Here is a 20528-nt window from a genome sequence, read left to right as displayed (position 1 = left end):
CATGCCACAAAGACAGGGCGTGCCATTTCGGTGGATCCTCGGGTCAAGCCCGAGGATGACGAAGTGCTTGGAGTGATGGCTTCTTATGCGCGGCCGCGTCAGCTCAAAGCCGCGTCCAGGTCTGCGACTTGCACAGCACCGCCAGCATGCAGCCCTTCATGCGCAGCGAGTTGCCGTTGACGGTGCCGGCGCCGCTGTAGGTCTTGTCGGCTTCCGGGTCGGTGATCGAGCCGGTGTAGTCGGCGCCCGAACCGTCGAGCTTGCCGATCTGCTTGCCGGCGTGCTTGCCCGATTTCAGCGTGATGCAGAAGCTGCCGCCGCATTTGGCAATGGCGGCGGTGGCGCCGCTCGCCGTCTTCCAGTTACCCTCGATCGGCTCGCCGGCAAGCGCAAAGCCCGGCGCGGCGATCAGGGCGGCGGCAATCCATGTCCTCAGTTTCATTCTCTTCCTCCTCCAGAATGCGGCCGGAATATATCTTACGAACACGTAAAGGTAAATATGCAGCGGAACGGGAATCCGGGCGTGCATTTTGCGGGCCCTCGTTCGCGGTGGTTAGCGAAGGGTTGAAATCTCCGGTTGAATAATCCGTAAATTTTGAGACGAATGCCGCGGTTTCCAGCGGGTACGATGTTTAACGAAAATCCAATTTTACCAAGCGTTCGGATTTCGTTTGTCTCAAATTAAGCATGCATTTTAAGCGCATTTTGAAAGCCCGCCGGCATAGTGGAGCCATAAGACGAGCGGGACGAACCCGCCGGCAAAACTCCGAGGGCGAAACCAGGCCGCACAAGACGGCCGGCGCCTGGGGAGGCCCGAAAGGGCAGGTAAAACAGGATAATGCAGGCAACAACCAGTTGGACAGGGACTGACGAAAATGGCACGCTTTGACTTTCAGACCATCGAAACGGCCGCCATGGTTGGCGGCGAGAACCGCGCCGAAATCTTCTGCGACATGGGCCTCATGTATGCCACGGGCCGCGGCTGTGAAATCGACCTCGTGCAGGCGCACAAGTGGCTCAATATCGCCGCCATCAAGGGTTGCGAACGCGCCGCGGAACTGCGCGCCGACGTCGCCGCCACGATGACGAAGACCGACCTTGCGATGGCCCTGCGCGCCGCCCGCGAATGGATGACGGTTCACTGATCGGTTACTGGCGAGGCCCCGGGAAAAGACCGCTGAAGCGGCGCCCCGAGGTCTCGTTCGCCATCAGCCGAGCCGGCCGAGAACCTTCGGCAGGGCTTCTTCCAGCAAAACCATATCCGCCTCCGGCCCGACGCTGATGCGGATGCATCGGTTGAGCGGGGCGACGCCCGGCATGCGGATGAAGACGCCGTGCTCCATCAGCCCGTCGACGATGGCGCGGGCATGGGTGCCGTCACGGCCGCAATCGACGGTGACGAAATTGGTGGCGGAGGCGAGCGGCTGAAGGCCGTTCGCCCGGACGATGGCCGCGATGCGCTCGCGCGATGCGGCGATGCGGGCGAGAACGTCCACCAGATAGGCCTGGTCCTTCAGGGCCGCCAGCGCGGCCGCGACCGACACCCGGGCCATGCCGAAATGATTGCGGATCTTGTCGAAGGCCTGCGCATTGCCGAGCGTGCCGATCGCATAGCCGACGCGCGCGCCGGCAAGGCCGTAGGCCTTGGAGAAGGTGCGCATGCGCAGCACGTTCGGCTGGCCGATCAGCGCATCGATGGCGGGAATGGTGCCGGCGGGCGCCGTCTCGCCATAGGCTTCGTCGAGGATGAGGAGGGTCGTTTCCGGCAGGGCCTTGGCGAAGGCGACGACGCTGTCGCCGTCCCACCAGCTTCCCATCGGATTGTCGGGGTTTGCGAAATAGACGAGCGGCGCGTTTTCCCGCCGCACCGCGTCGAGGAGGCCGTCGAGGTCTTCCCGGTTGCCCGCATAGGGCGCGGTGACGAGCCGTCCGCCGAAACCGTTCACATGATAGTTGAAGGTGGGATAGCCGCCGAGCGAGGTGACCACGGGCGTGCCGGGCTCCACGACAAGCCGCACGATCTCGCCGAGCAGGCCGTCGATGCCGCCGCCGATGGCGATATTGTCCCGCGAGACGCCGTGATGGAGGGCAAGCGCCTCGCGCAGCTCGAAATTCTCCGGGTCGCTGTACATCCAGGTCGTTTCGGCCGCCGCGCGCATCGCTTCGAGAACGGACGGGGCAGGACCGAAACCGCTTTCGTTCGCGCCGATGCGCGCCTTCACCGCAAGGCCGCGGCCGCGCTCGATGGCTTCCGGCCCCACGAAGGGCACGGTGGAGGGAAGGCTCTGGGCGAGGGCGGTGAAACGGGAAAATGCGGACATGGATGCGCCTGGATCGGAAAATCGGAAAGCCGGCCGGAATCGGCCTCCGGCACCCTAGCCAATAATCCGCGCGCGCGAAACGATCAGATGACGGCCGAGCCGATGCCGCCGCGCTCCACGCCGACCATGTAGCGGCGCTCCTCGCTCCGTGCGCGGTTGTTCACGCCGCCGGTGAAATAGTCCGACCGCACGATCATGTGCAGCAGTTCCTCGTCGATTTCCTTGATGAACTGCACGCCGACGCGGCTGTCGTTGCGGTAGACCTCCGCGCAGCCGATGCGCGAGGCGACGCCGACGACCGAGAGGTAATAGTGAAGCGGCAGGCCGATCGTCGTGCTGACGGTGAAGCTGGCGCCGCCGAGCGAGATGTCGACCAGCTTGCAGCTTCGCATCTTCGGTGCGGCAAGGTCGAACCCGACGGTCATCAGCATGCCCTGCCGGTTGACGGCGAACCGCTCCCATTTGCGCTCGTAAAGCCCTGCGACGGAACGGGAATCTGCACCGATAGCCATTATCACACTCTCCTGAGGGAGGGACGTCATGTCCAAGAGAAGGGGAGTGTCGCAGGCGAGTGTTTTGTTTCGTTAAAACAAAAGGTTAAAAGTTTAACGTCCGTTTTTCGCTCAGGCGTCCTGCCCGGCGGGCCGCCGGCCGAGCACCAGGTTCAGGAAGTCGGTGTCGAGGAACATGTTGAAGTGCACGACCATCTCCTCGCCCTCGCGCTTGAACTCCGTGCAGGGGATCTCGTCGCGGATGCCGTCGATCTCGAGGTAGAAGTTCTCCGGCAGGGTCAGCGTCTTGTTGATCGAAAGCACCGCGCCGGCGCTGGAGATGCTGCGGATGAGGCAGGTGTAGCGCATCGCCGTGCTGAGATGGTGGCCGATCGGGGTGATGAAGCCGGGCTTGTCGAGGCGATACTGGACGAAGCTGCGCTTGGGGTGGCGCAGGTGAAGCTGCTCGTGGACCTGTTCGAGGGGCATGGCGCCCTCCCGCTTGTGTTGCCGGAGTCGAACTGTACCGAAACGGGGTGGATAAAACATGAAAACGACCGCTCGTGTTTTAACGAGCGGTCGAGGGGAGGAGGAGATGGATCCTCGGGTCAAGCCCGAGGATGACGACGGAAGCAAGGCATGACGGCCAGAGCGACGCCGCCGCTTGCCGCACCGTTCAACGGACGGGCGATATCTCCTCCCCTCCGTCATCCTCAGGCTCGACCCGAGGATCCACATGCCGCGGCCGCGAATGCGCTTCCGCGCCCGCCTTACTGGAAGGCCTGAAGCCCCGTCTGCGCGCGGCCGAGGATCAGCGCGTGGATGTCGTGCGTGCCCTCGTAGGTATTGACGGCTTCCAGGTTCATGACGTGGCGGATGACGCCGTATTCGTCCGAGACGCCGTTGCCGCCGTGCATGTCGCGGGAAACGCGGGCGATGTCGAGCGCTTTGCCGCAATTGTTGCGCTTCATCAGCGAGATGAGCTCGGCGGGCGCGCGGTGCTCGTCGAAGAGGCGCCCGAGGCGCAGCGCCCCCTGAAGGCCGAGCGCGATCTCGGTCTGCATGTCGGCGAGCTTCTTCTGGATGAGCTGGGTGGCGGCGAGCGGCTTGCCGAACTGCTTGCGGTCGAGCGTGTACTGGCGGGCGGCGTGCCAGCAGAACTCGGCGGCACCCATCGCGCCCCAGGCGATGCCGTAGCGGGCGCGGTTGAGGCAGCCGAAGGGGCCTGCGAGCCCGGAGACTTCCGGCAGCAGGTTCTCGTCGGGAACGAAGACGTCCTGCATCATGATCATGCCCGTCACGGAGGCGCGCAGCGAGAACTTGCCCTCGATCTTCGGCGTCTCGAAGCCCTTCATGCCGCGCTCGAGGATGAAGCCCTTGATCTTGCCGTCATGCGCGTCGGACTTCGCCCAGACGACGGCGACGTCGGCGATCGGCGAATTGGTGATCCAGTTCTTGGCGCCCGAGACGAGGTAGCCGCCGTCGACCTTCTTCGCGCGGGTGATCATGGAGGAGGGGTCGGAGCCGTGGTCCGGCTCGGTGAGGCCGAAGCAGCCGACCCATTCGCCGGAGGCGAGCTTGGGCAGGTACTTCTTGCGGCTCTCCTCCGTGCCGTAGGCGAAGATCGGGTGCATGACCAGCGAGGACTGCACGGACATGGCCGAGCGGTAGCCGGAATCGACGCGCTCGACCTCGCGGGCGACGAGGCCGTAGGAGACGTAGTTCGCGCCGACGCCGCCGTATTCCTCGGGGATCGTCGGGCCGAGCAGGCCGAGCTCGCCCATCTCGCTCATGATCTCGCGGTGGAAGATTTCGTGGCGGTTGGCCTCCGTCACGCGCGAGGCGAGCTTGTCCTGGCAATAGGCCGCGGCCGTATCGCGGATCATGCGCTCCTCGTCGGTGAGCTGGTCTTCCAGGAGGAAGGGATCGGCCCAGTCGAAGGCTGCCATCTTGGCGCGGGCCTGCTGCGGGGTGGCGCTGTGGTGCTCGCTCATGGGGTCCTCCCGTTGCGGTTCGTCGTTGCAAAAGTGCTACATCAGCTCGCCTCTCTCCGAAAGGGCGGGAACGAAACCGAAGGCCGAATGCTTTGGCTATTTATGAATGCCCTCATGAATCCGAAGAATGAGCCATGCCGGCCTTTTCGCCTTGATTGCGCCCTCCGCCATGGGCATGTAGCCTGACAATGAGCAATTCCACGAAAGAGAGGCCCACCATGCGCGACCGCTTCAAGCGATCCGTCGAGCGCCTGCTGCCGGCCGAAACGCGCCTCGGCGACCTGTTCCGGCCGTCACCCCGCCACGAGGAGCGCAAGGCGCCCGCGGCCCGGCGGCGCCCCGCCGGCTCGATGCTGGAGGAGGTGACAGGCTTCGGCAGCAATCCCGGGGCCCTGCGCATGTTCGCGCACATCCCCGAGGGCCTGCCCGCCGGCCGGCCGCTCGTCCTCGTGCTGCACGGCTGCCAGCAGGATGCGGCAGGCTACGACCGGGCTGCCGGCTGGGCATCGCTTGCCGAGGAGCGCGGCTTTGCCGTCGTCTATGCCCAGCAGCGCGAGGCGAACAATCCGCGCCTCTGTTTCACCTGGTTCCGGCCGAGCGAGGTGACGCGCGACCGCGGCGAGACGATGTCGATCCGCCAGATGGTGGCCCATGCGGCCGAGACGGCGGCGAGCGACCCGGAGCGCGTCTTCGTCACCGGCCTTTCCGCCGGCGGGGCGATGACCGCCGCCATGCTCGCCAATTATCCGGACGTCTTCGCCGGCGGCGCGATCATCGCCGGCCTGCCCTTCGGCGCCGCGCGCGATGCGACCCGCGCCTTCGATGCGATGGCGGAAGCCCCCGAGCGCAGCCCGCGCGACTGGTCGGACCTCGTGCGCGCCGTCTCCCCGCGCATCGCCCGCAAGCCCGCCGTCTCCATCTGGCACGGCACGGCCGACGAGACCGTCTCGCTCTCCAACGGCCTCGCCCTCGTCGAGCAATGGCGCGATCTTTACCGCCTGCCGAAGGAGGCCTTCGTGGAAAAGCGCCTCAAGGGCCGGCGCACCCGCATCTGGCCGGACAAGGACGGCAAACCCCTCGTCACCTTCCACGCCATCGACGGCATGGGCCACGGCACCCCGGTGCTGTCCGGCGAAGGCGGCGGGTATGCGGTGTCCGCCGAGCCCTTCATGCTGGAGGCAGGGTTCTCCTCGACGCTGGAGATCGCGAAGGAATGGGGTTTGACGCGGAGATGGAAGCGGTAGGAGGGAGCCGCTTTCTGCTCTTCCTTCCGTTCCCCTGGCACCCTTCGCTCGCCGTTCACCGCTCGCATCTCACCTCTCACCTCCCTCTCTTTTCACCCGCGCTCTCTCCTTCTCCGTCACCACAAACCTCTCTTCCGTCATCCTCGGGCTTGCCCCGAGGATCCACACTCCACGGAGCGGCCCTGCTTTGTGGCATGGATCCTCGGGTCAAGCCCGAGGATGACGACGGAGAGGGCAGATGAGGGGAAAAACGGAGGAGTAATGGAGGGGAGTGGGAGAAGAATGAGAGAGAGAGGGGGGAGAAGAAGAGTGCGGGAACGGAGAAGGATGGGATGGCCAAAGCCGGAGGCGGCGCCGCGCATTCGGCGCCCGGCGGTCAGCCGCCGCCGTTACCGCCCCCAATCACCCCAGCAGCCACTCATGCTCCTTCGCATTGTGGAACTTCCACACCCGCTTCGGCCCGGCCATCACGTTGAGGTAGTAGAGGTCGTAGCCGTGGATGGTGGCGCAGGGGTGGTAGCCTTTCGGCACCAGCGTTACGTCGCCGTCCTCCACCGCCATCGCCTCGTCGAGCGAGCGGTCGTCCGTATAGACGCGCTGGAAGGCGAAGCCTTGCGGCGGGTTGAGGCGGTGGTAGTAGGTCTCCTCCAGAAGGCTCTCGTTCGGCAGGTCGTCCCGGTCGTGCTTGTGCGAGGGGTAGGAGGACGTGTTGCCGTTCGGCGTGATCACCTCGACGACGAGCAGAGAGTGGGCCGCATTGTCGTCCTCCGGCATGATGTTGTGGACATGGCGGACATTCGAGCCCTTGCCGCGCGTCAGCTTGGGATGCGTTCCGGGCGGGACGGCCTTGGCCTTGTACTCGCCGCCGCCGGGCGCCGAGCAGACGGCAAGCTCCAGATCGGTCTCCGCGGTCACCGACCAGTTGGAATCGGCCGGCACGTAGAGCGCGTGCGGCGCGCCGTCGAACGGGCTCATGCGCTCGCCGAGGATGCCGAAATCCTCGCCCGACGCCGTCGCCTTGCCCTTGCCGGAAATCCACACGAGGCAGACCTCGCGGCTTCCGGTTTCCGCGGCGACGATCTCTCCCGGCTTCATGCGGTGGACGTCGAAGCCGACATAGGTCCAGCCGGCGCTTTCCGGCGTCACATGGCTGACGCGGCCGTGCGTGCCCTCGGGTTTGACGATGAGCTTGGGCATGGGTTTCTCCTTATGCCTTCGGAAAACCTTCCGTCTCCACGGTATAGCCTGCGGCCGTCATGACGCGCATCAGTTCCTTGTGGCCGATCTCGGCCATCTTCTGCGGGGGCGCTTCATGCGGATCCTGCTCGGCCTCCACGACGAACCAGCCTTCGTAGCCGTAATCGGCGAAGCGCTGCACGATGGCGCCGAAATCGAGCGAGCCGTCGCCCGGTACGGTGAAGGCGCCGAGCGCCACCGCGTCGAGGAAGGATTGTTTGCTCCGGTCGAGCCCGTCCACCACGGCCTTGCGGATATCCTTGACGTGGACGTGGTTGATGCGGGCGTGGTGCTTGTCGATGGCGCGCAGCACGTCGCCGCCGGCAAAGGCGAGGTGCCCGGCGTCGAGCAGCAGCGGGATGCCTTCGCCGGAATGCTTCATGAAGGCGTCGAGCTCCGGTTCGGTCTCGACCACGGCGGCCATGTGGTGGTGGTAGGAAAGCGGCATGCCCTGATCCGCGCACCATTCGCCAAATTCTGTGACCTTGCGGGCATAGGCCTTCATCTCGTCGTCGGAAAGGCGCGGCTTGGTGGCAAGCGGCTTCGAACGGTCGCCCTGTATGGACCGGCCCACCTCGCCATAGACGATGCAGGGCGCGTCGACCGCCTTGAACAGCTCGATCATCGGCGCGATGCGGTCCTTGTTGGCGGCAAGCTCCTCGTCGACCAGCGTGCCGGAGAACCAGCCGCCGCACAGCGTCACGTCGGCCGCGCGCAGGATCGGCAGCATCTCCTCAGGGTTCGAGGGGAAGCGGCGGCCCTGCTCCATGCCGGTGAAGCCGGCGCTGCGGGATTGCCGCAGGCATTCCTCCAGCGAGACGTCGTCGCTGAGTTCGGGAAGGTCGTCGTTCCACCAGGCGATGGGCGACATGCCGAGTTTGGCTTTCATTGTGGTCTCCTTGGGGAAGGCGAGGGCCTTCCGGTAATATTGTTTCCCGCTTGCTCGTTCCCTTTCCCTCACTCCCTCTCTTTCGTCATCCTCGGGCTTGACCCGAGGATCCATGCCGCCCTCTCCGGCGTGCCGTGTAGGTGGATCCTCGGGGTCAAGCCCGAGGATGACGGTGGAGAGGTGAGAAGAAAGCGGTGAGCGGTAAGTGAGTAAGTGAGGTGGGGGGCCGTTCCGTTCTCCGTCCTAGCCGATCCGCTGGGCTTCGAGCGCCTTCACATAAGCTTCGCGCGCCGCGTTGACCTCGCCGCGCGGGCTGACCTCGGGCACGGCGACGTCCCACCAGTGGCCGCCGTCCTGCGTGGTGATGAGCGGGTCGGTGTCGATGACGATGACGGAGGTGCGCTCGTTCGCCTTGCTTTGCTTTATGGCCGTTTCGAGGTCGGCGATGGAGGAGACCTTGACGGCGACGGCGCCCATGCTCTCGGCATGCGCCCGGAAGTCGATCTCCGGCATGGCCTCGATCATCGCGTCCTTGAGGAGGTTGTTGAAGTTCGCCCCGCCGGTCGCCATCTGCAGGCGGTTGATGCAGCCGTAGCCGCGGTTGTCGAGCACGACGACGGTGAGCTTCTTGCCGAGCATGATCGAGGTCGAAAGCTCGGAATTCAGCATCATGTAGGAACCGTCGCCGACCATGACGACGACATCCGCCTCCGGCCGCGCCAGCTTCACGCCGAGGCCGCCCGCGATCTCGTAACCCATGCAGGAAAAGCCGTATTCCATGTGGTAGCCGCCCGGCCGGTTGGCCTGCCAGAGCTTGTGCAACTCGCCCGGAAGCCCGCCGGCGGCGCAGACGAGGACGGAATTTTCCCCGCCGATGCTCCGCTGCACCGCGCCGATGACCTGCGCGTCCGAGGGAAGCGCCGCGTTGGTCGCGGCGGTCGCCCGGTTGGCGGCGGCCATCCATTCGTCCTTGCGGGCCTTTGCCGAGGATTCCACCGCGGCCGGCGCCTTCCAGCCGCCGAGCGCCTCGGAAAGCAGCGTCAGACCCTCGCGCGCGTCGGCGACGAGCGGCTGGCCGTCATGCTTGGCTGCGTCGAAGGCGGCGGTGTTGAGGCCGATCATTTTCACCGTGTCGTTCTTGAAGAGCGCCCAGGAGCCGGTGGTGAAGTCCTGGAGGCGCGTGCCGACGGCAAGGATGACGTCCGCTTCCTCGGCAAAGGCGTTGGCCGCCGAGGTGCCGGTGACGCCGACCGAGCCCATGGCGAGCGGATGATCGTCGGGGATTGCCGACTTGCCGGCCTGCGTGACGGCGACCGGGATGCCGTGCATGCCGGCAAAAGCCTTCAGCTCGGCCGTCGCCTGCGAATAGAGGATGCCCCCGCCGGCGATGATCAGCGGCTTTTCAGCCTTGCGCAGCGTTGCGATGGCGGCGGCAAGCTCCTCCGCGTCCGGCCGCGGGCGGCGCTGCGTCCAGATCTTTTCCTCGAAGAAGCTGACGGGATAGTCGTAGGCTTCGGCCTGCACGTCCTGGCAGAGCGAGAGCGTCACCGGGCCGCAATCGACCGGGTCGGTCAGCACCTGCATGGCGCGCTTCAGCGCGGGGACGATCTGCTCGGGCCGGGTGATGCGGTCGAAATAGCGCGAGACGCAGCGGAAGGCGTCGTTCACCGAGACGGTGCCGTCGCCGAAGTCCTCGATCTGCTGGAGCACCGGGTCGGGGATGCGGTTGGCGAAGACGTCGCCGGGCAGGAACAGGACGGGCAGGCGGTTGACATGAGCGACGCCGGCGGCAGTAACCATGTTGAGCGCGCCGGGGCCGATGGAGGTGGTGCAGGCCATGAAACGCTGGCGGAAGCTCGCCTTGGCGAAGGCGATGGCCGCATGCGCCATGCCCTGCTCGTTATGGGCGCGATAGGTCGGCAGCGCCTCGCGCACCTGATAGAGCGCTTCGCCCATGCCCGCGACGTTGCCGTGGCCGAAAATGGCCCAGACGCCCGCGAAGATCGGCACCTTCCTGCCGTCCACCACGGTCATCTGCGCCTTCAGGAAATGCGCGACGGCCTGCGCCATCGTCAGCCGGATCGTCTTGCCCATCGTATTCCTCCCAAATCTTTCTCTTACAGCCCGCGCGTTCTCAGCCAGGCGTCGGTCAGCGCGCGGAAGCGGCCGGCCATGTCGGCAATCGCCGCCTCGTCGTCCATCCGGCCGGCCATCCAGGCGCGCGCGGCCTCGATGAAGATCGTGCGGCCGACGGCAAAGCCCTTGACGGCGGGCGCCGCCTTCGTCGCCTCGAAAGCCTTCACCAGCTCCTCGGCCGGCGCTTCGAGGCCGAGCAGCACGATGCCGCGGCACCACGGGTCGTTCTTCGCGATCACCGCCTCGATGTTCCGCCATGCGGCGCTCGATGCCTGCGGCTCCAGCTTCCACCAGTCCGGCTTGATGCCGAGGTCGTAGAGTTCCTGAAGCGCCGTCGAGACCGTGTCATCCTTGAGCGGCCCGTTCTTGCCGGCGATGATCTCGATCAACAGTTCGCGCCCGACGCGCCGCGCCGCCTCGAAAAGCGTGCGCAGCTTTTCCTGCTGCTCGGTCTTCAGCGCCGCCGGATCGTCCGGATGATAGAAGCACAGGCACTTGATGCAATGGTCGACCGGCCATTCCACGAGCTGCGAGCCGATGTCCTGGCTGAATTCGAAGCGCAAAGGTTTCGATCCCGGCAGCTCGACGGGCCGGCCGAGCCAGGTGAAATCCTTCGTCGCGGCGTCGAAGAAGGCGTCGCGCCCGAAGCGCTCGTCGATCAGCATGCCGTAGCCCGGCCGGCCTTCGGCGACGCGCGCGGCGGCCTCGACGGTGAGGCGCTTGAACGCGGAAATCCTCTCGTGCGGCACGCCGAGCTCGTCGGCGATGTCGACGAGCTGCATGCGGTGGTCGCAGGCGAGCGCCATGAGGAGCGGGATGTCGCCCTGCTTGCGATTCGTCGCCCAGTGGATATGGTTGATCGCCTCGTCCTTCCTGAGAGCACGGTGTTTGCTGCCGTTCTTGAGGAAGAAGGAAAGCTCCTCCCAGCTCGGATATTCCGGCGAGCAGAGCAGGCGCGAGACGGCGAAGGCGCCGCAGGCATTGGCCCATGTCGCGGAGGTGGCGTGGTTCTCGCCAGTGAGCCAGCCGCGCAGGAAGCCGGACATGAAGGCATCGCCCGCGCCGAGCACGTTGTAGACCTCGATGGGAAAACCCTGGCCGACGATGCCGTCCTCCAGGTCGTCCGATATCGGCCCGTCATAGACGATGCAGCCCATGGCGCCGCGCTTGAGGACGATGGTGGCGGGCGAGACGGCGCGGATCGCTTTCAGCGAGGAGAGCACGTCGTCGGCGCCGGAGGCGATCATGATCTCCTCTTCCGTGCCGACAATAAGGTCGCAGTCCGGCAACACGGATTTCATGATGGCCGAGACGCGGTCGGATTTCACATAGCGCTCGAAGCCTTCGGCGTGGCCGGCAAGGCCCCAGAGGTTCGGCCGGTAGTCGATGTCGAAGATGACCTTGCCGCCCGATTGCCTGGCGATGCGGATCGCCTTGCGCTGCGCCGCCTCGCTGTCGGGCCGCGAGAAATGCGTGCCGGAGACGAGCACGGCGCGCGAGGAACGCACGAAGGCTTCGTCCACGTCGCCCTCGTTGAGCGCCATGTCGGCGCAGTCCGTGCGCACGAAGATCATCGGCGAGACGCCTTCGGCCTCGATGGCGAGCAGAACGAGCGCCGTCAGCCGTTCCTTATCCGTCTTGATGCCGTCCACATTGACGCCCTCTCGCGCGCATTGCTCGCGGATGAAGCGGCCCATCTGCTCGTCGCCGACGCGCGTGATGAGCGCGGACCTAAGGCCGAGACGGGCGGTGCCGATGGCGATGTTGGCCGGGCAGCCGCCGACGGATTTGGCGAAGGAGGCGGTGTCCTCGAGACGCGTGCCGAGCTGCTGGCCGTAGAGGTCGACGGAGGAGCGCCCGATGGTGATGACGTCGAGCGTCTTGTCCTGGTCAATGGTCGGCATGTCTTCCCTCCGGTCTTGCGGCATCGTGCACGCCGCTCGGTATTGCCGGAAAATGAAACATGAATTCCATTATCCTGTCAATTCGGAATAGGCATTCCGTTTCTATTCCATGGCGTTCCGCGGCGCGCCTCGCCTGAGGCTGCGGCGCCGTTCCGCGATGGCGACGGGCAGGGCCATGGCGAGCGCCATCGAGGCGGAAAGCGAACGGAAGCCGGCATGGTCCGCCTCCGACACTTCCAGCCAGTGGGTGGCGGCGGCCGCGAGCGGGGAGAAGACCGAATCGGTGATGGCGACGATCGGCACGCCGCGGGCGGCGAGCGCCTGCGCCTGCGCCAGGCTTTCGGCCGCATAGGGCGCGAAGCTTGCGGCGAGCACCGCATCCCTTTCCGTCGCGAACCCGGCGATTTCCGCGTCGATGCCGTTCGGCGAGGCGATGGTCTGGTGGCGGATGCCGAGCTTGCCGAAGGCATAGGCGATATGCGCCGTCAGCGGGTAGGAGCGGCGCTTGGCGACGAGGTAGATCGTCTCGGCCCGGGCGAGCAGGTCGACGGATTTCGAGAAGGTCCGCCCGTCGATGGTGCCGGCAAGGCGCGAGAGGGATTGGCTGGCCGCGTTGATGAAACCGGACAGCAGCTCCGTGTCGCTGTCGGCCGATGCGCCGGCTTCAAGAGAAAGAAGGCGTTCCTCGTAGGAAAGCGTACGGTCGCGCAGGCGGGCGCGAAAGACGTTCTGCAGGTCGGAAAAGCCCTCGTAGCCGAGGTGATGGGCAAGGCGCACCAGCGTGGAGGGCTGCACGTCCGCTGCCGCGGCGATGCTGGCGGCGGTGCCGAAAGCCATGTCGTCTGGGTTGGAAAGCGCATAGGCCGCGACCTGCGCAAGCCGCTTGGGCATGGCTGCCTTTCGCTCTATGATGACGCTGCGCAGGCTGTCGAAATCGCGCGGCACACGCGCAAGGGCCGCTTCGCTGTTGTCCATGGATCCATCCTTTTGCCTGCGGCCATTCTGCGACAAATGAAATAAATATTCCATATGGTTGCGAAGGATAGTTCTCGTTCCAGATCTTTCCCGTTACGGATGACGCGGAGATGCCGGCAAAGCGGATAGAGGAGATGTCATGAAGGCTTTGGGAGTAGGCTTGATCGGCACCGGCTACATGGGCAAGTGCCATGCGCTCGCCTGGAACAATGTCGCCGCCGTCTTCGGGGATGTCGAGCGGCCTCGCCTCGTGTTCCTCGCCGAGGCCAATGCGGAGCTTGCCGCCGTCCGCGCCCGTGAATTCGGCTTCTCCCGCTCGACGGGCGACTGGCGCGAATTGCTGTCGGATCCGGCGGTCGACGTCATCTCTATCACCACGCCCAACCAGTTCCACGCCGAGATGGCGATCGCCGCGCTGGAAGCCGGCAAGCATGTCTGGTGCGAAAAGCCGATGGCGACCTCGCTCGCCGATGCCGAACGCATGCTCGCCGCCCAGCGCTCCTCCGGCAAGGTGGCGATCATGGGCTACAATTATATCCAGAACCCGGTGATGCGGCACATCCGCTCGCTGATCGACGAGGGGGCCATCGGCACGGTCAACCATGTGCGCGTGGAGATGGACGAGGACTTCATGGCCGATCCCGAGGCGCCCTTCTACTGGAAGAGCGAGGCGGCCTCCGGCTACGGCGCGCTCGACGATTTCGCCGTGCATCCGCTTTCGCTGCTGTGGAGCCTCTTCGGCCATGTCGAGGCCGTCATCGCCTCTCTGGCAAAGCCCTACGCGGACCGTCCGTTGAAGGACGGCGGGCGCCGCGCCGTGGAGAACCACGACATCGCCAGCGTCCTCATGCGCCTTCCCGCCGGCATTTCCGGCGTGCTGATGGCCAACCGCTCCGCCTGGGGCCGCAAGGGCCGCATCGCCCTGCAGGTCTACGGCTCGAAGGGCTCGATCCTCTACGACCAAGAGCGCATGAACGAGTTCCAGCTTTATACGACGGCCGGCCGGCCGGCCGAGCAGGGGTTTTCGACCATCCTGACGGCCCCGCACCACAAGCCCTACGACCGCTTCGTGCCCGCGCCCGGCCACGGCCTCGGCTTCAACGACCTCAAGGTCATCGAATGCCGCGAGCTGATCGCCGCCATCGCCGGCATGGCCACCCACTCCATCGATTTCAACCACGGCCTTCGCATCGAGAAGTCCGTGCACGCCATGGCGCAGTCCTTCCGCGAGGCGCGCTGGGTCGATGTGCCCGATACGTGAGATTTCCGAAAAAAATCCGCGCGCGGCCGCATTGAAACGGCCCATGCCATACGTAATACTCTCGGCAATAATGCCGGAGGGAAGGGCATGTTCAGGCGAATGACGAACCGCTGGGCGCCGGTCTTGTTAGTCTCCATCGCTGTCGTTGTGTTCAATGCGGGCGCCGCCGAGGCCAAACGCGTTGCGCTTCTGATCGGCAATGAGAAATACGAGGAGACCGCCCCGCTCAACAATCCTGCCAACGACGTGGAGCTGATGCGCTCGGCGTTCGAGGCGGCGGGCTTCGATTCCGTGAAGACCGTCTTCGATCTCGACCGCGCCGCCATGGTCAAGGCGCTGCGCGAGTTCGAGGACGAATCCGTGGATGCCGAGATGGCCGTGGTCTACTATTCCGGCCACGCCATGGAGATGAACGGGGTCAATTATCTCATCCCCGTCGACGCGGCGCTGAAGAGCGACCGCGACGTGGAGGATGAGAGCGTCGCCATCGACCGCGTGCAGCGCTCGCTGGAAGGCGCCAAGAAGCTCAAGCTCTTCATTCTCGATGCCTGCCGCAACAATCCCTTCGCCGCCTCGATGAGCCGGTCCATCGGCACGCGCGCCGTCACGCGCGGCCTTGCCCGCGTCGAGCCCGAATCGGCCGACACGCTGATCGCCTTCGCCTCGAAGGCCGGCACGGTGGCGCTCGACGGGGAGGGGCGGAACAGCCCCTTCGCCACGGCGCTCGCCAAATATCTCACCGAACCCGGCCTCGACGTGCGCATCGCGCTCGGCAAGGTGCGCGACGAGGTGGTGGAAGCCACCAACCGCGAGCAGGAGCCCTTCGTCTACGGCTCGCTCGGCGGCGCGCAGATCTTCCTGAACATCAAGGAAGTGAACATCAACGTCACCAACAGCGGCAACACGCAGGAGGTCTCGCCGAACGGCCAGTCGGAAGCTGCCGCCGACTGGCAGAACATCCGCGACCTTGCCGACGAGGAACTGCTCAACGCCTTCCTCGCCAAGCACGGCAAGGACCCGGTCTACAAGATGCTGGCGGAAAAGAAGCTCGCCAGCCTCAAGGAGGCGACCGAGAACGAAGGGCAGGATGCGGCCGGCATTGCTTGGGACGCATTGAAGGAATCGACCGACGCGGCCGCCCTCCAGCGCTTCATCGAGCGCTATCCGGGCAGCAGGCATCGCGCCGACGCCGAGCACCTGATCGCCGCGCTGGAACCGAAGAAGGGCCTCAGCGTCGATGTCGCCGGCAAGGAGACGCCGGCCTCGCGGGACTGCTTCCTGCTGGCCGGCGAGCCGCAGTCGCTGCCCGGCTTCATGGGCGTCGCCTTCCTGAAAATCGACGCCAAGCGGGCGCTCGCCGCCTGCGCGCAGGCCGTCAACGAGAACCCGTCCGACGGCATGCTCGTCAACCTGCTCGGCCGCGCACACGACGCCGACCGCAACTATGTCGAGGCGCGGCGCAACTACGAGAAGGCGATCGAGCTCGGCAACATGTATGCCATGACGAACCTCGCCTGGTTCTCGGTCTACGGCACGGACGGCCCGGTCGATGTCGCCAAGGGCCTCTCGATGTTCGAGAAGGCGGCGATCGCCGGTAATTCCTATGGCCAGGCCTCGCTCGGCTGGCTCTACCGCGAAGGCTACGGCGGCACGCGGCAGGACTACAACGAGGCGGTGAAGTGGTACCAGCAGTCCGCCAATCAGGGCTATGCCAATGCCATGGCGACGATGGGCTGGTTCTACCGCGAGGGCCTCGGCGTCTCGCAGGATTATGTCCAGTCGCTCGCCTGGTATCGTAAGGCGGCGGACGCGGGCGATGCCAATGCCATGTCTTCGCTCGGCTGGGCCTACCAGAACGGCCTCGGCACGGCGCAGGACTATGCCGAGGCGAAGGTCTGGTACGAGAAGGCCGCCAATATCGGCGATTCCTACTCGATGGCCTCGCTCGCCTGGCTCTATGACGTCGGCAACGGCGTGAAGCAGGACTATGTGGAGGCCCGCTACTGGTACGAGAAGGCGGCCAATGCCGGCAGCGCCTATGCCATGGGCAATCTCTCGCGCCTCTACGACCAGGGCCTCGGCACGCCGGCCGACGCCAAGGAGGCCGTGCGCTGGGCCGCGGCCGCCGTCGAAAGCGGCGATCCGGGCAAGCTGAAGGAGATGAAGGAGACGCCGGCCAACTTCACCGTGGCCTTCCGCCAGGGCATGCAGGACCTGCTGCGCGAGCGCGGCTACTACAGCGGCACCTCGGACGGCGAATTCGGCCCCGCGACGCTTGCCGCCATCGACAAGCTGGCGGCCGGCCGCAATGATGCGACGACCCTCTCCAACACCAACACCACGACGGATACGTCGACGACGGTGCTCGGCGGTTCGGATATCGACCAGTGCTACGAGCTTGCGGGCGAGCCGAACCTGCGTCCGGGCTTTGCCGGCAAGCTCTTCGCGCAGATCGACTACGGCCGGGCGATCCCGGTCTGCGAGGCCGCGCTCAACGCCAACCCGTCGGACAATTCCGTCCGCAACATGCTGGGCCGCGCCCATGACGCGGCGCGCAACTATCCGAAGGCCCGCGAGCACTACCAGAAGGCCGCCGACGAGGGGAACCTCTACGCGCTGACGAACCTTGCCTGGTACTCGATCTACGGCACGGACGGCCCGGTCGACATGGCCAAGGGCACGCGGATGTTCGAGGAGGCCTCGAACGCCGGCAACCCCTATGCGCAGGCCTCCCTCGGCTGGCTCTACCGCGAGGGCTACAACGGCACGCGCAAGGACTATGACGAGGCGATCAAGTGGTATCGCAAGGCCGCCGAGCAGGGCTATGCCAATGCCGAGGCGACCATGGGCTGGTTCTACCGGGAGGGCCTCGGCACGGCGAAGGACTATGCCGCCTCGCTCGACTGGTACAAGAAGGGCGCGGAAGGCGGCGACATCAACGCCATGTCCTCGGTCGGCTACGCCTATCAGGCGGGCCTTGGCGTTCCGGTCGACTATGCCGAAGCGCGCAAGTGGTACGAGAAGGCGGCAGCCTTCAACGACTACTATTCGATGGCCTCGCTCGGCTGGCTCTACGACGTCGGCAACGGCGTGACGCAGGACTATGCCCAGGCCCGCGACTGGTACGAGAAGGCGGCCAATGGCGGCAACACTTATGCCATGGGCAATCTCTCGCGCCTCTACGACCAGGGCCTCGGCACCCGCGCCGATGCGAAGGAAGCTGCCCGCTGGGCCGCCGCCAGCGTCGAGGGGGGCGATGCCGGCAAGCTGCAGGAGCTGAAAGGCTCGCCCGCGAACTTCACGCCGCAGTTCCGCAAGGAATTCCAGCAGATACTGAAGGACCGCGGCTACTACAACGGCCCGATCGACGGCGACTTCGGCGCTTCCACCCAGAACGCCATAGACCGCCTCGCCGCCCGCACCTGAGGCGCGGCACCGTGAAAGCAAAGCCGCTGGAAGCAAGCGTGTTTCCAGCGGCTTTCGTTCGGGCGAAAGACTTCGCGCAAGCGGCGCATCATGAAAGATGGGGAAAAGAAGGGGAACTGGCGGAGAAGAAGGGATTCGAACCCTCGATACCGTTTCCGGTATACTCCCTTAGCAGGGGAGCGCCTTCGACCACTCGGCCACCTCTCCGCTCGCGGTTTCAGTATGCGGCATGGCTAGGGATTGCAAGGCCTTTTTCGATGTTATGCCGAAGATTTTGTTGCCGAACCGCCGTCTTGCGCAAGAGGGCAGGGCAGGGAAACCGGCATGTTTCCGGAGCCGCCGCGAAGGACTTCGCGGAGGCGGAAACGGGGGGCGGCGCTACTTCGTCTCCGTGCGTGCGGCGCGCTCCAGGATCGGCACGCAGATGTCGAGGTCTCCCGAGGCGAGATGCGCATAGCGCATGGTCATCTGCAGGGTCTGGTGACCGAGCCAGGTCTGCACGCGGCGGATGTCGATGCCGCCCTGGACGAGGCGTGACGCGCAGGTATGGCGCAGGATATGGGGCACGACGTCCGGTTCCGCCCCGAGCCCGACCTCCTGCTTCGCCTCGTTCCAGGCCGCGCGGAATTTCGCCTGGACGATGCTCGTGAAGGGGCCCCGCCGCGTCCGGTCGGAGGCCTGGAGCGCGAGCGCGGCCCGCTCGGTCAGCGGAACGGAGCGGCTCCGGCCGTTCTTGGTGAGCCAGAACGGCACGCGGTCGCCCTGGATATCCTGCCAGTGCAGGCCGATGCCTTCGCCAAGCCGCGCGCCGGTATCGATCAGGAAGATACAGAATCGGCCGTAGATCTCCGATTTCTCGAAGATCGCCGCGAAAAGCCGTGTTTCCTCGTCCGGCTCCAGAAAGCGGATGCGCCCCGCCTTCTCCTTGAGCCGCTGGAATTCCGGCAGGCCGCGAATGTCGCCCATCTTGTGCGCCTTGCGGAGCAACTTGCTCAGCGCCGCCAGCTTCCTGTTGATCGTGGCATTGCTGTTGCCCCGCTTGCGCAGGGCACCGATCAGGCGGTCCAGCATCTCGTCCGTGAAATCGGAAAACGCGGCACCGAACAGGATTTCGTCGAGCTCGCCGATGAAGGAGGAGACATTGTATTTATGCGAGCCCGGCTCCCATAGAAGATCCACATAGCGCTGAAGAAGGGTGCGGAGGTTTGTATGCTGATTTGTTCCGTTATCTATGCCTGAAAGTTGATAATTAAGTGAATAAATGCCGTTCGTTTGGGTGTGCTGCCACATGCTGACCCCGTTGCGCCCTTTTCAGTCGCCCCTTGGTTGCATCAAATGGTTAATAGCCCCTGCTACTTTAGCCCCAAGAAATAATAAAAACACGAAAACCCGGCACGAAGGCCGGGTCCCCGCTATGTGAAAAGCCGGTAAGGCTTAGAAGTTACGCTGCAGACGCAGGAAGCCGGTGGTGGTGTCGGTGTGACCGCCACCCAGGACGTCGTCCTGGCGATAGTTAACCGTACCGAGGAAGGCCAGGCCGTCCACGATGTCGTAACCAACCGTCAGGCCGACCTTCCAGGCGTCCGGCGAACCGGCAGCGTCGACGTTGGTGTCGCCGAAGTACTGTACGGCCGGGGTGATCGTCAGCTTGTCCGTAGCCTTGAAGGAGTAAGCAGCTGCAACGCTCCATTCAGAAGCATCCCAGTAGTTGCTCTGCCCCGAAGCCCAGACGCCGAGAACCTGCAGCGTGCCCGGGCCGAGGTCGGCCGACAGGATGCCACGGACTGCGCCTTCTTCAGCGCCGCTGTCGTAACCGCCGAGCAGGTCTACGTTTACGCCGCCGAGCGAGAAGCCGACCGTGCCGGCAACGCCGAGACGGTTGTGACCAACATTGCCCGCCGTGAAGTAGGTCGTCTGGCTTTCCAATTCATCAACCGAGATACCGGCCCGCCAGGTGCCGCCATCGTAGTTGTAGGCGATCGAGTTGAACTCGGTGACGTTGCCGTGAACGTCGGTCTCGCCGTTGATGCCGCTATCCCACCAGCTGTAGAAGAAGCCAGCCTTGAAGCCGCCGAGTTCGATGTAAGCTTCATCGACGTCGAAGCCGCTGTCGCCGAGGGCGGTGTCGTTATCAGCAGCATATTCGAGGTTCACGAACGAACGGAGCGTGCCGAGTTCGGTATCGTTACGGGCATCGAAGTTGATGTCAACGAGCGTGCCGGCATCCCAGTCAGTAATGCCGCCGGCAGCCTGGTTCGGGCCGAACGTCGTCTGGAAACGAACGAAGCCGCCGATCTTGAGGCAGGTTTCGGTGCCCGGGATGTAGAAGAAGCCGGTGCCGAAGGCGTCGCAGACGCGAACGTATTCCATGGGTTCCGGTTCGGCAGCGACGATAGCGTCGGCAGCCTGTGCGCCGGAGACTGCTGCGAAGGCAGCAGCGGAGCCGATGAGAAGGCTCTTGATGTTCATTTTCTGACCTCCAGTCAAAAAGTTTCAAACGGGTCTGGGTTTTTTGCTGAAGGACAGCGTTCCCTGCCCCATCCCCAAGTTCAGGAAGCGGACGATCAACCGCCCCTGCTTCCGAAGCCGAAAATACAAGACGCGTTCGTGTAAGCAATCTCCAATCTGAAACGAGACGGGGTTTGTGCCAG

The 20528-nt window shown here is 65.0% G+C and carries 16 protein-coding genes and 1 tRNA gene; 4 read left to right on the top strand and 13 right to left on the bottom strand.

What is annotated here, in order from left to right; all coding sequences use genetic code 11:
* Positions 1-103: 103 nt before the first annotated feature.
* Entirely contained in the window at positions 104-442 is a 339-nt protein-coding gene (locus HNQ66_RS13755; RefSeq protein ID WP_184144732.1) for a DUF2147 domain-containing protein, read from the bottom strand.
* A gap of 433 nt (positions 443-875) precedes the next feature.
* Here HNQ66_RS13755 and HNQ66_RS13750 point away from each other — a divergent pair, with 433 nt between their 5' ends.
* Positions 876-1145, top strand: coding sequence for an SEL1-like repeat protein (locus tag HNQ66_RS13750; protein ID WP_184144731.1), 270 nt, complete (start codon positions 876-878; stop codon positions 1143-1145).
* Between the two features lie 63 nt (positions 1146-1208).
* Here HNQ66_RS13750 and HNQ66_RS13745 read toward each other — a convergent pair whose 3' ends face one another.
* From HNQ66_RS13745 to HNQ66_RS13730, 4 genes are all read right to left on the bottom strand, one after another.
* Positions 1209-2321: a pyridoxal phosphate-dependent aminotransferase gene (locus tag HNQ66_RS13745; RefSeq protein ID WP_184144730.1), complete on the bottom strand. Its 1113-nt coding sequence runs from the start codon at positions 2319-2321 to the stop codon at positions 1209-1211.
* 83 nt (positions 2322-2404) lie between these two features.
* Positions 2405-2833 carry a PilZ domain-containing protein gene (locus HNQ66_RS13740; protein ID WP_184144729.1) on the bottom strand — a complete coding sequence of 143 codons (429 nt, stop codon included), beginning with the start codon at positions 2831-2833 and terminating at the stop codon, positions 2405-2407.
* A gap of 111 nt (positions 2834-2944) precedes the next feature.
* Positions 2945-3301, bottom strand: a complete 357-nt coding sequence (locus tag HNQ66_RS13735; RefSeq protein ID WP_184144728.1) for a hypothetical protein — start codon at positions 3299-3301, stop codon at positions 2945-2947.
* Positions 3302-3582: 281 nt separating this feature from the next.
* Positions 3583-4806 carry an acyl-CoA dehydrogenase gene (locus HNQ66_RS13730; RefSeq protein WP_184144727.1) on the bottom strand — a complete coding sequence of 408 codons (1224 nt, stop codon included), beginning with the start codon at positions 4804-4806 and terminating at the stop codon, positions 3583-3585.
* Between the two features lie 218 nt (positions 4807-5024).
* Between HNQ66_RS13730 and HNQ66_RS13725 the strand changes: the two genes are divergently transcribed.
* On the top strand, positions 5025-6050 hold the full coding sequence (locus HNQ66_RS13725; protein ID WP_184144726.1) for an extracellular catalytic domain type 1 short-chain-length polyhydroxyalkanoate depolymerase: 1026 nt from the start codon (positions 5025-5027) through the stop codon (positions 6048-6050).
* Between the two features lie 402 nt (positions 6051-6452).
* On the opposite strand, the gene iolB is transcribed toward HNQ66_RS13725, so the two are convergent.
* The 5 genes from iolB to HNQ66_RS13700 form a co-directional block, all read right to left on the bottom strand.
* Positions 6453-7247: a 5-deoxy-glucuronate isomerase gene (iolB, locus tag HNQ66_RS13720; RefSeq protein ID WP_184144725.1), complete on the bottom strand. Its 795-nt coding sequence runs from the start codon at positions 7245-7247 to the stop codon at positions 6453-6455.
* A 10-nt stretch (positions 7248-7257) separates the two neighbouring features.
* Positions 7258-8175 carry a myo-inosose-2 dehydratase gene (gene iolE, locus HNQ66_RS13715; RefSeq protein ID WP_184144724.1) on the bottom strand — a complete coding sequence of 306 codons (918 nt, stop codon included), beginning with the start codon at positions 8173-8175 and terminating at the stop codon, positions 7258-7260.
* Between the two features lie 243 nt (positions 8176-8418).
* Entirely contained in the window at positions 8419-10269 is a 1851-nt protein-coding gene (gene iolD, locus HNQ66_RS13710; RefSeq protein WP_184144723.1) for a 3D-(3,5/4)-trihydroxycyclohexane-1,2-dione acylhydrolase (decyclizing), read from the bottom strand.
* Between the two features lie 23 nt (positions 10270-10292).
* The gene (locus HNQ66_RS13705) at positions 10293-12215 is read right to left on the bottom strand and encodes a bifunctional 5-dehydro-2-deoxygluconokinase/5-dehydro-2-deoxyphosphogluconate aldolase (protein WP_184144722.1); all 1923 of its coding nucleotides are present in this window, start codon (positions 12213-12215) and stop codon (positions 10293-10295) included.
* 102 nt (positions 12216-12317) lie between these two features.
* Positions 12318-13190 carry a MurR/RpiR family transcriptional regulator gene (locus tag HNQ66_RS13700; RefSeq protein ID WP_184144721.1) on the bottom strand — a complete coding sequence of 291 codons (873 nt, stop codon included), beginning with the start codon at positions 13188-13190 and terminating at the stop codon, positions 12318-12320.
* A gap of 139 nt (positions 13191-13329) precedes the next feature.
* Here HNQ66_RS13700 and HNQ66_RS13695 point away from each other — a divergent pair, with 139 nt between their 5' ends.
* Positions 13330-14451: a Gfo/Idh/MocA family protein gene (locus HNQ66_RS13695; protein WP_184144720.1), complete on the top strand. Its 1122-nt coding sequence runs from the start codon at positions 13330-13332 to the stop codon at positions 14449-14451.
* An 87-nt stretch (positions 14452-14538) separates the two neighbouring features.
* Positions 14539-17877 carry a caspase family protein gene (locus HNQ66_RS13690; protein WP_184144719.1) on the top strand — a complete coding sequence of 1113 codons (3339 nt, stop codon included), beginning with the start codon at positions 14539-14541 and terminating at the stop codon, positions 17875-17877.
* A 117-nt stretch (positions 17878-17994) separates the two neighbouring features.
* Here the strand turns inward: HNQ66_RS13690 and HNQ66_RS13685 are convergent.
* The 3 genes from HNQ66_RS13685 to HNQ66_RS13675 form a co-directional block, all read right to left on the bottom strand.
* A tRNA-Ser gene (locus tag HNQ66_RS13685) sits at positions 17995-18084 on the bottom strand.
* A gap of 171 nt (positions 18085-18255) precedes the next feature.
* Positions 18256-19167, bottom strand: coding sequence for a tyrosine-type recombinase/integrase (locus tag HNQ66_RS13680; protein ID WP_184144718.1), 912 nt, complete (start codon positions 19165-19167; stop codon positions 18256-18258).
* Between the two features lie 144 nt (positions 19168-19311).
* On the bottom strand, positions 19312-20346 hold the full coding sequence (locus HNQ66_RS13675) for a porin (RefSeq protein ID WP_184144717.1): 1035 nt from the start codon (positions 20344-20346) through the stop codon (positions 19312-19314).
* Between the last annotated feature and the right edge of the window lie 182 nt (positions 20347-20528).

This window comes from Shinella fusca, assembly GCF_014203155.1.
Classification (GTDB): Bacteria; Pseudomonadota; Alphaproteobacteria; order Rhizobiales; family Rhizobiaceae; genus Shinella; species Shinella fusca.
This window is presented reverse-complemented; position numbering and strand designations above follow the sequence as displayed.

Coding starts and splice junctions, on each gene's coding strand:
- iolE (WP_184144724.1), bottom strand. CDS start 8,175: ATGAAAGCCAAACTCGGCATGTCGCCCATCGCCTGGTGGAACGACGAC.
- HNQ66_RS13750 (WP_184144731.1), top strand. CDS start 876: ATGGCACGCTTTGACTTTCAGACCATCGAAACGGCCGCCATGGTTGGC.
- HNQ66_RS13690 (WP_184144719.1), top strand. CDS start 14,539: ATGTTCAGGCGAATGACGAACCGCTGGGCGCCGGTCTTGTTAGTCTCC.
- HNQ66_RS13705 (WP_184144722.1), bottom strand. CDS start 12,215: ATGCCGACCATTGACCAGGACAAGACGCTCGACGTCATCACCATCGGG.
- iolB (WP_184144725.1), bottom strand. CDS start 7,247: ATGCCCAAGCTCATCGTCAAACCCGAGGGCACGCACGGCCGCGTCAGC.
- HNQ66_RS13725 (WP_184144726.1), top strand. CDS start 5,025: ATGCGCGACCGCTTCAAGCGATCCGTCGAGCGCCTGCTGCCGGCCGAA.
- iolD (WP_184144723.1), bottom strand. CDS start 10,269: ATGGGCAAGACGATCCGGCTGACGATGGCGCAGGCCGTCGCGCATTTC.
- HNQ66_RS13740 (WP_184144729.1), bottom strand. CDS start 2,833: ATGGCTATCGGTGCAGATTCCCGTTCCGTCGCAGGGCTTTACGAGCGC.
- HNQ66_RS13680 (WP_184144718.1), bottom strand. CDS start 19,167: ATGTGGCAGCACACCCAAACGAACGGCATTTATTCACTTAATTATCAA.
- HNQ66_RS13695 (WP_184144720.1), top strand. CDS start 13,330: ATGAAGGCTTTGGGAGTAGGCTTGATCGGCACCGGCTACATGGGCAAG.
- HNQ66_RS13735 (WP_184144728.1), bottom strand. CDS start 3,301: ATGCCCCTCGAACAGGTCCACGAGCAGCTTCACCTGCGCCACCCCAAG.
- HNQ66_RS13755 (WP_184144732.1), bottom strand. CDS start 442: ATGAAACTGAGGACATGGATTGCCGCCGCCCTGATCGCCGCGCCGGGC.
- HNQ66_RS13730 (WP_184144727.1), bottom strand. CDS start 4,806: ATGAGCGAGCACCACAGCGCCACCCCGCAGCAGGCCCGCGCCAAGATG.
- HNQ66_RS13745 (WP_184144730.1), bottom strand. CDS start 2,321: ATGTCCGCATTTTCCCGTTTCACCGCCCTCGCCCAGAGCCTTCCCTCC.
- HNQ66_RS13700 (WP_184144721.1), bottom strand. CDS start 13,190: ATGGACAACAGCGAAGCGGCCCTTGCGCGTGTGCCGCGCGATTTCGAC.
- HNQ66_RS13675 (WP_184144717.1), bottom strand. CDS start 20,346: ATGAACATCAAGAGCCTTCTCATCGGCTCCGCTGCTGCCTTCGCAGCA.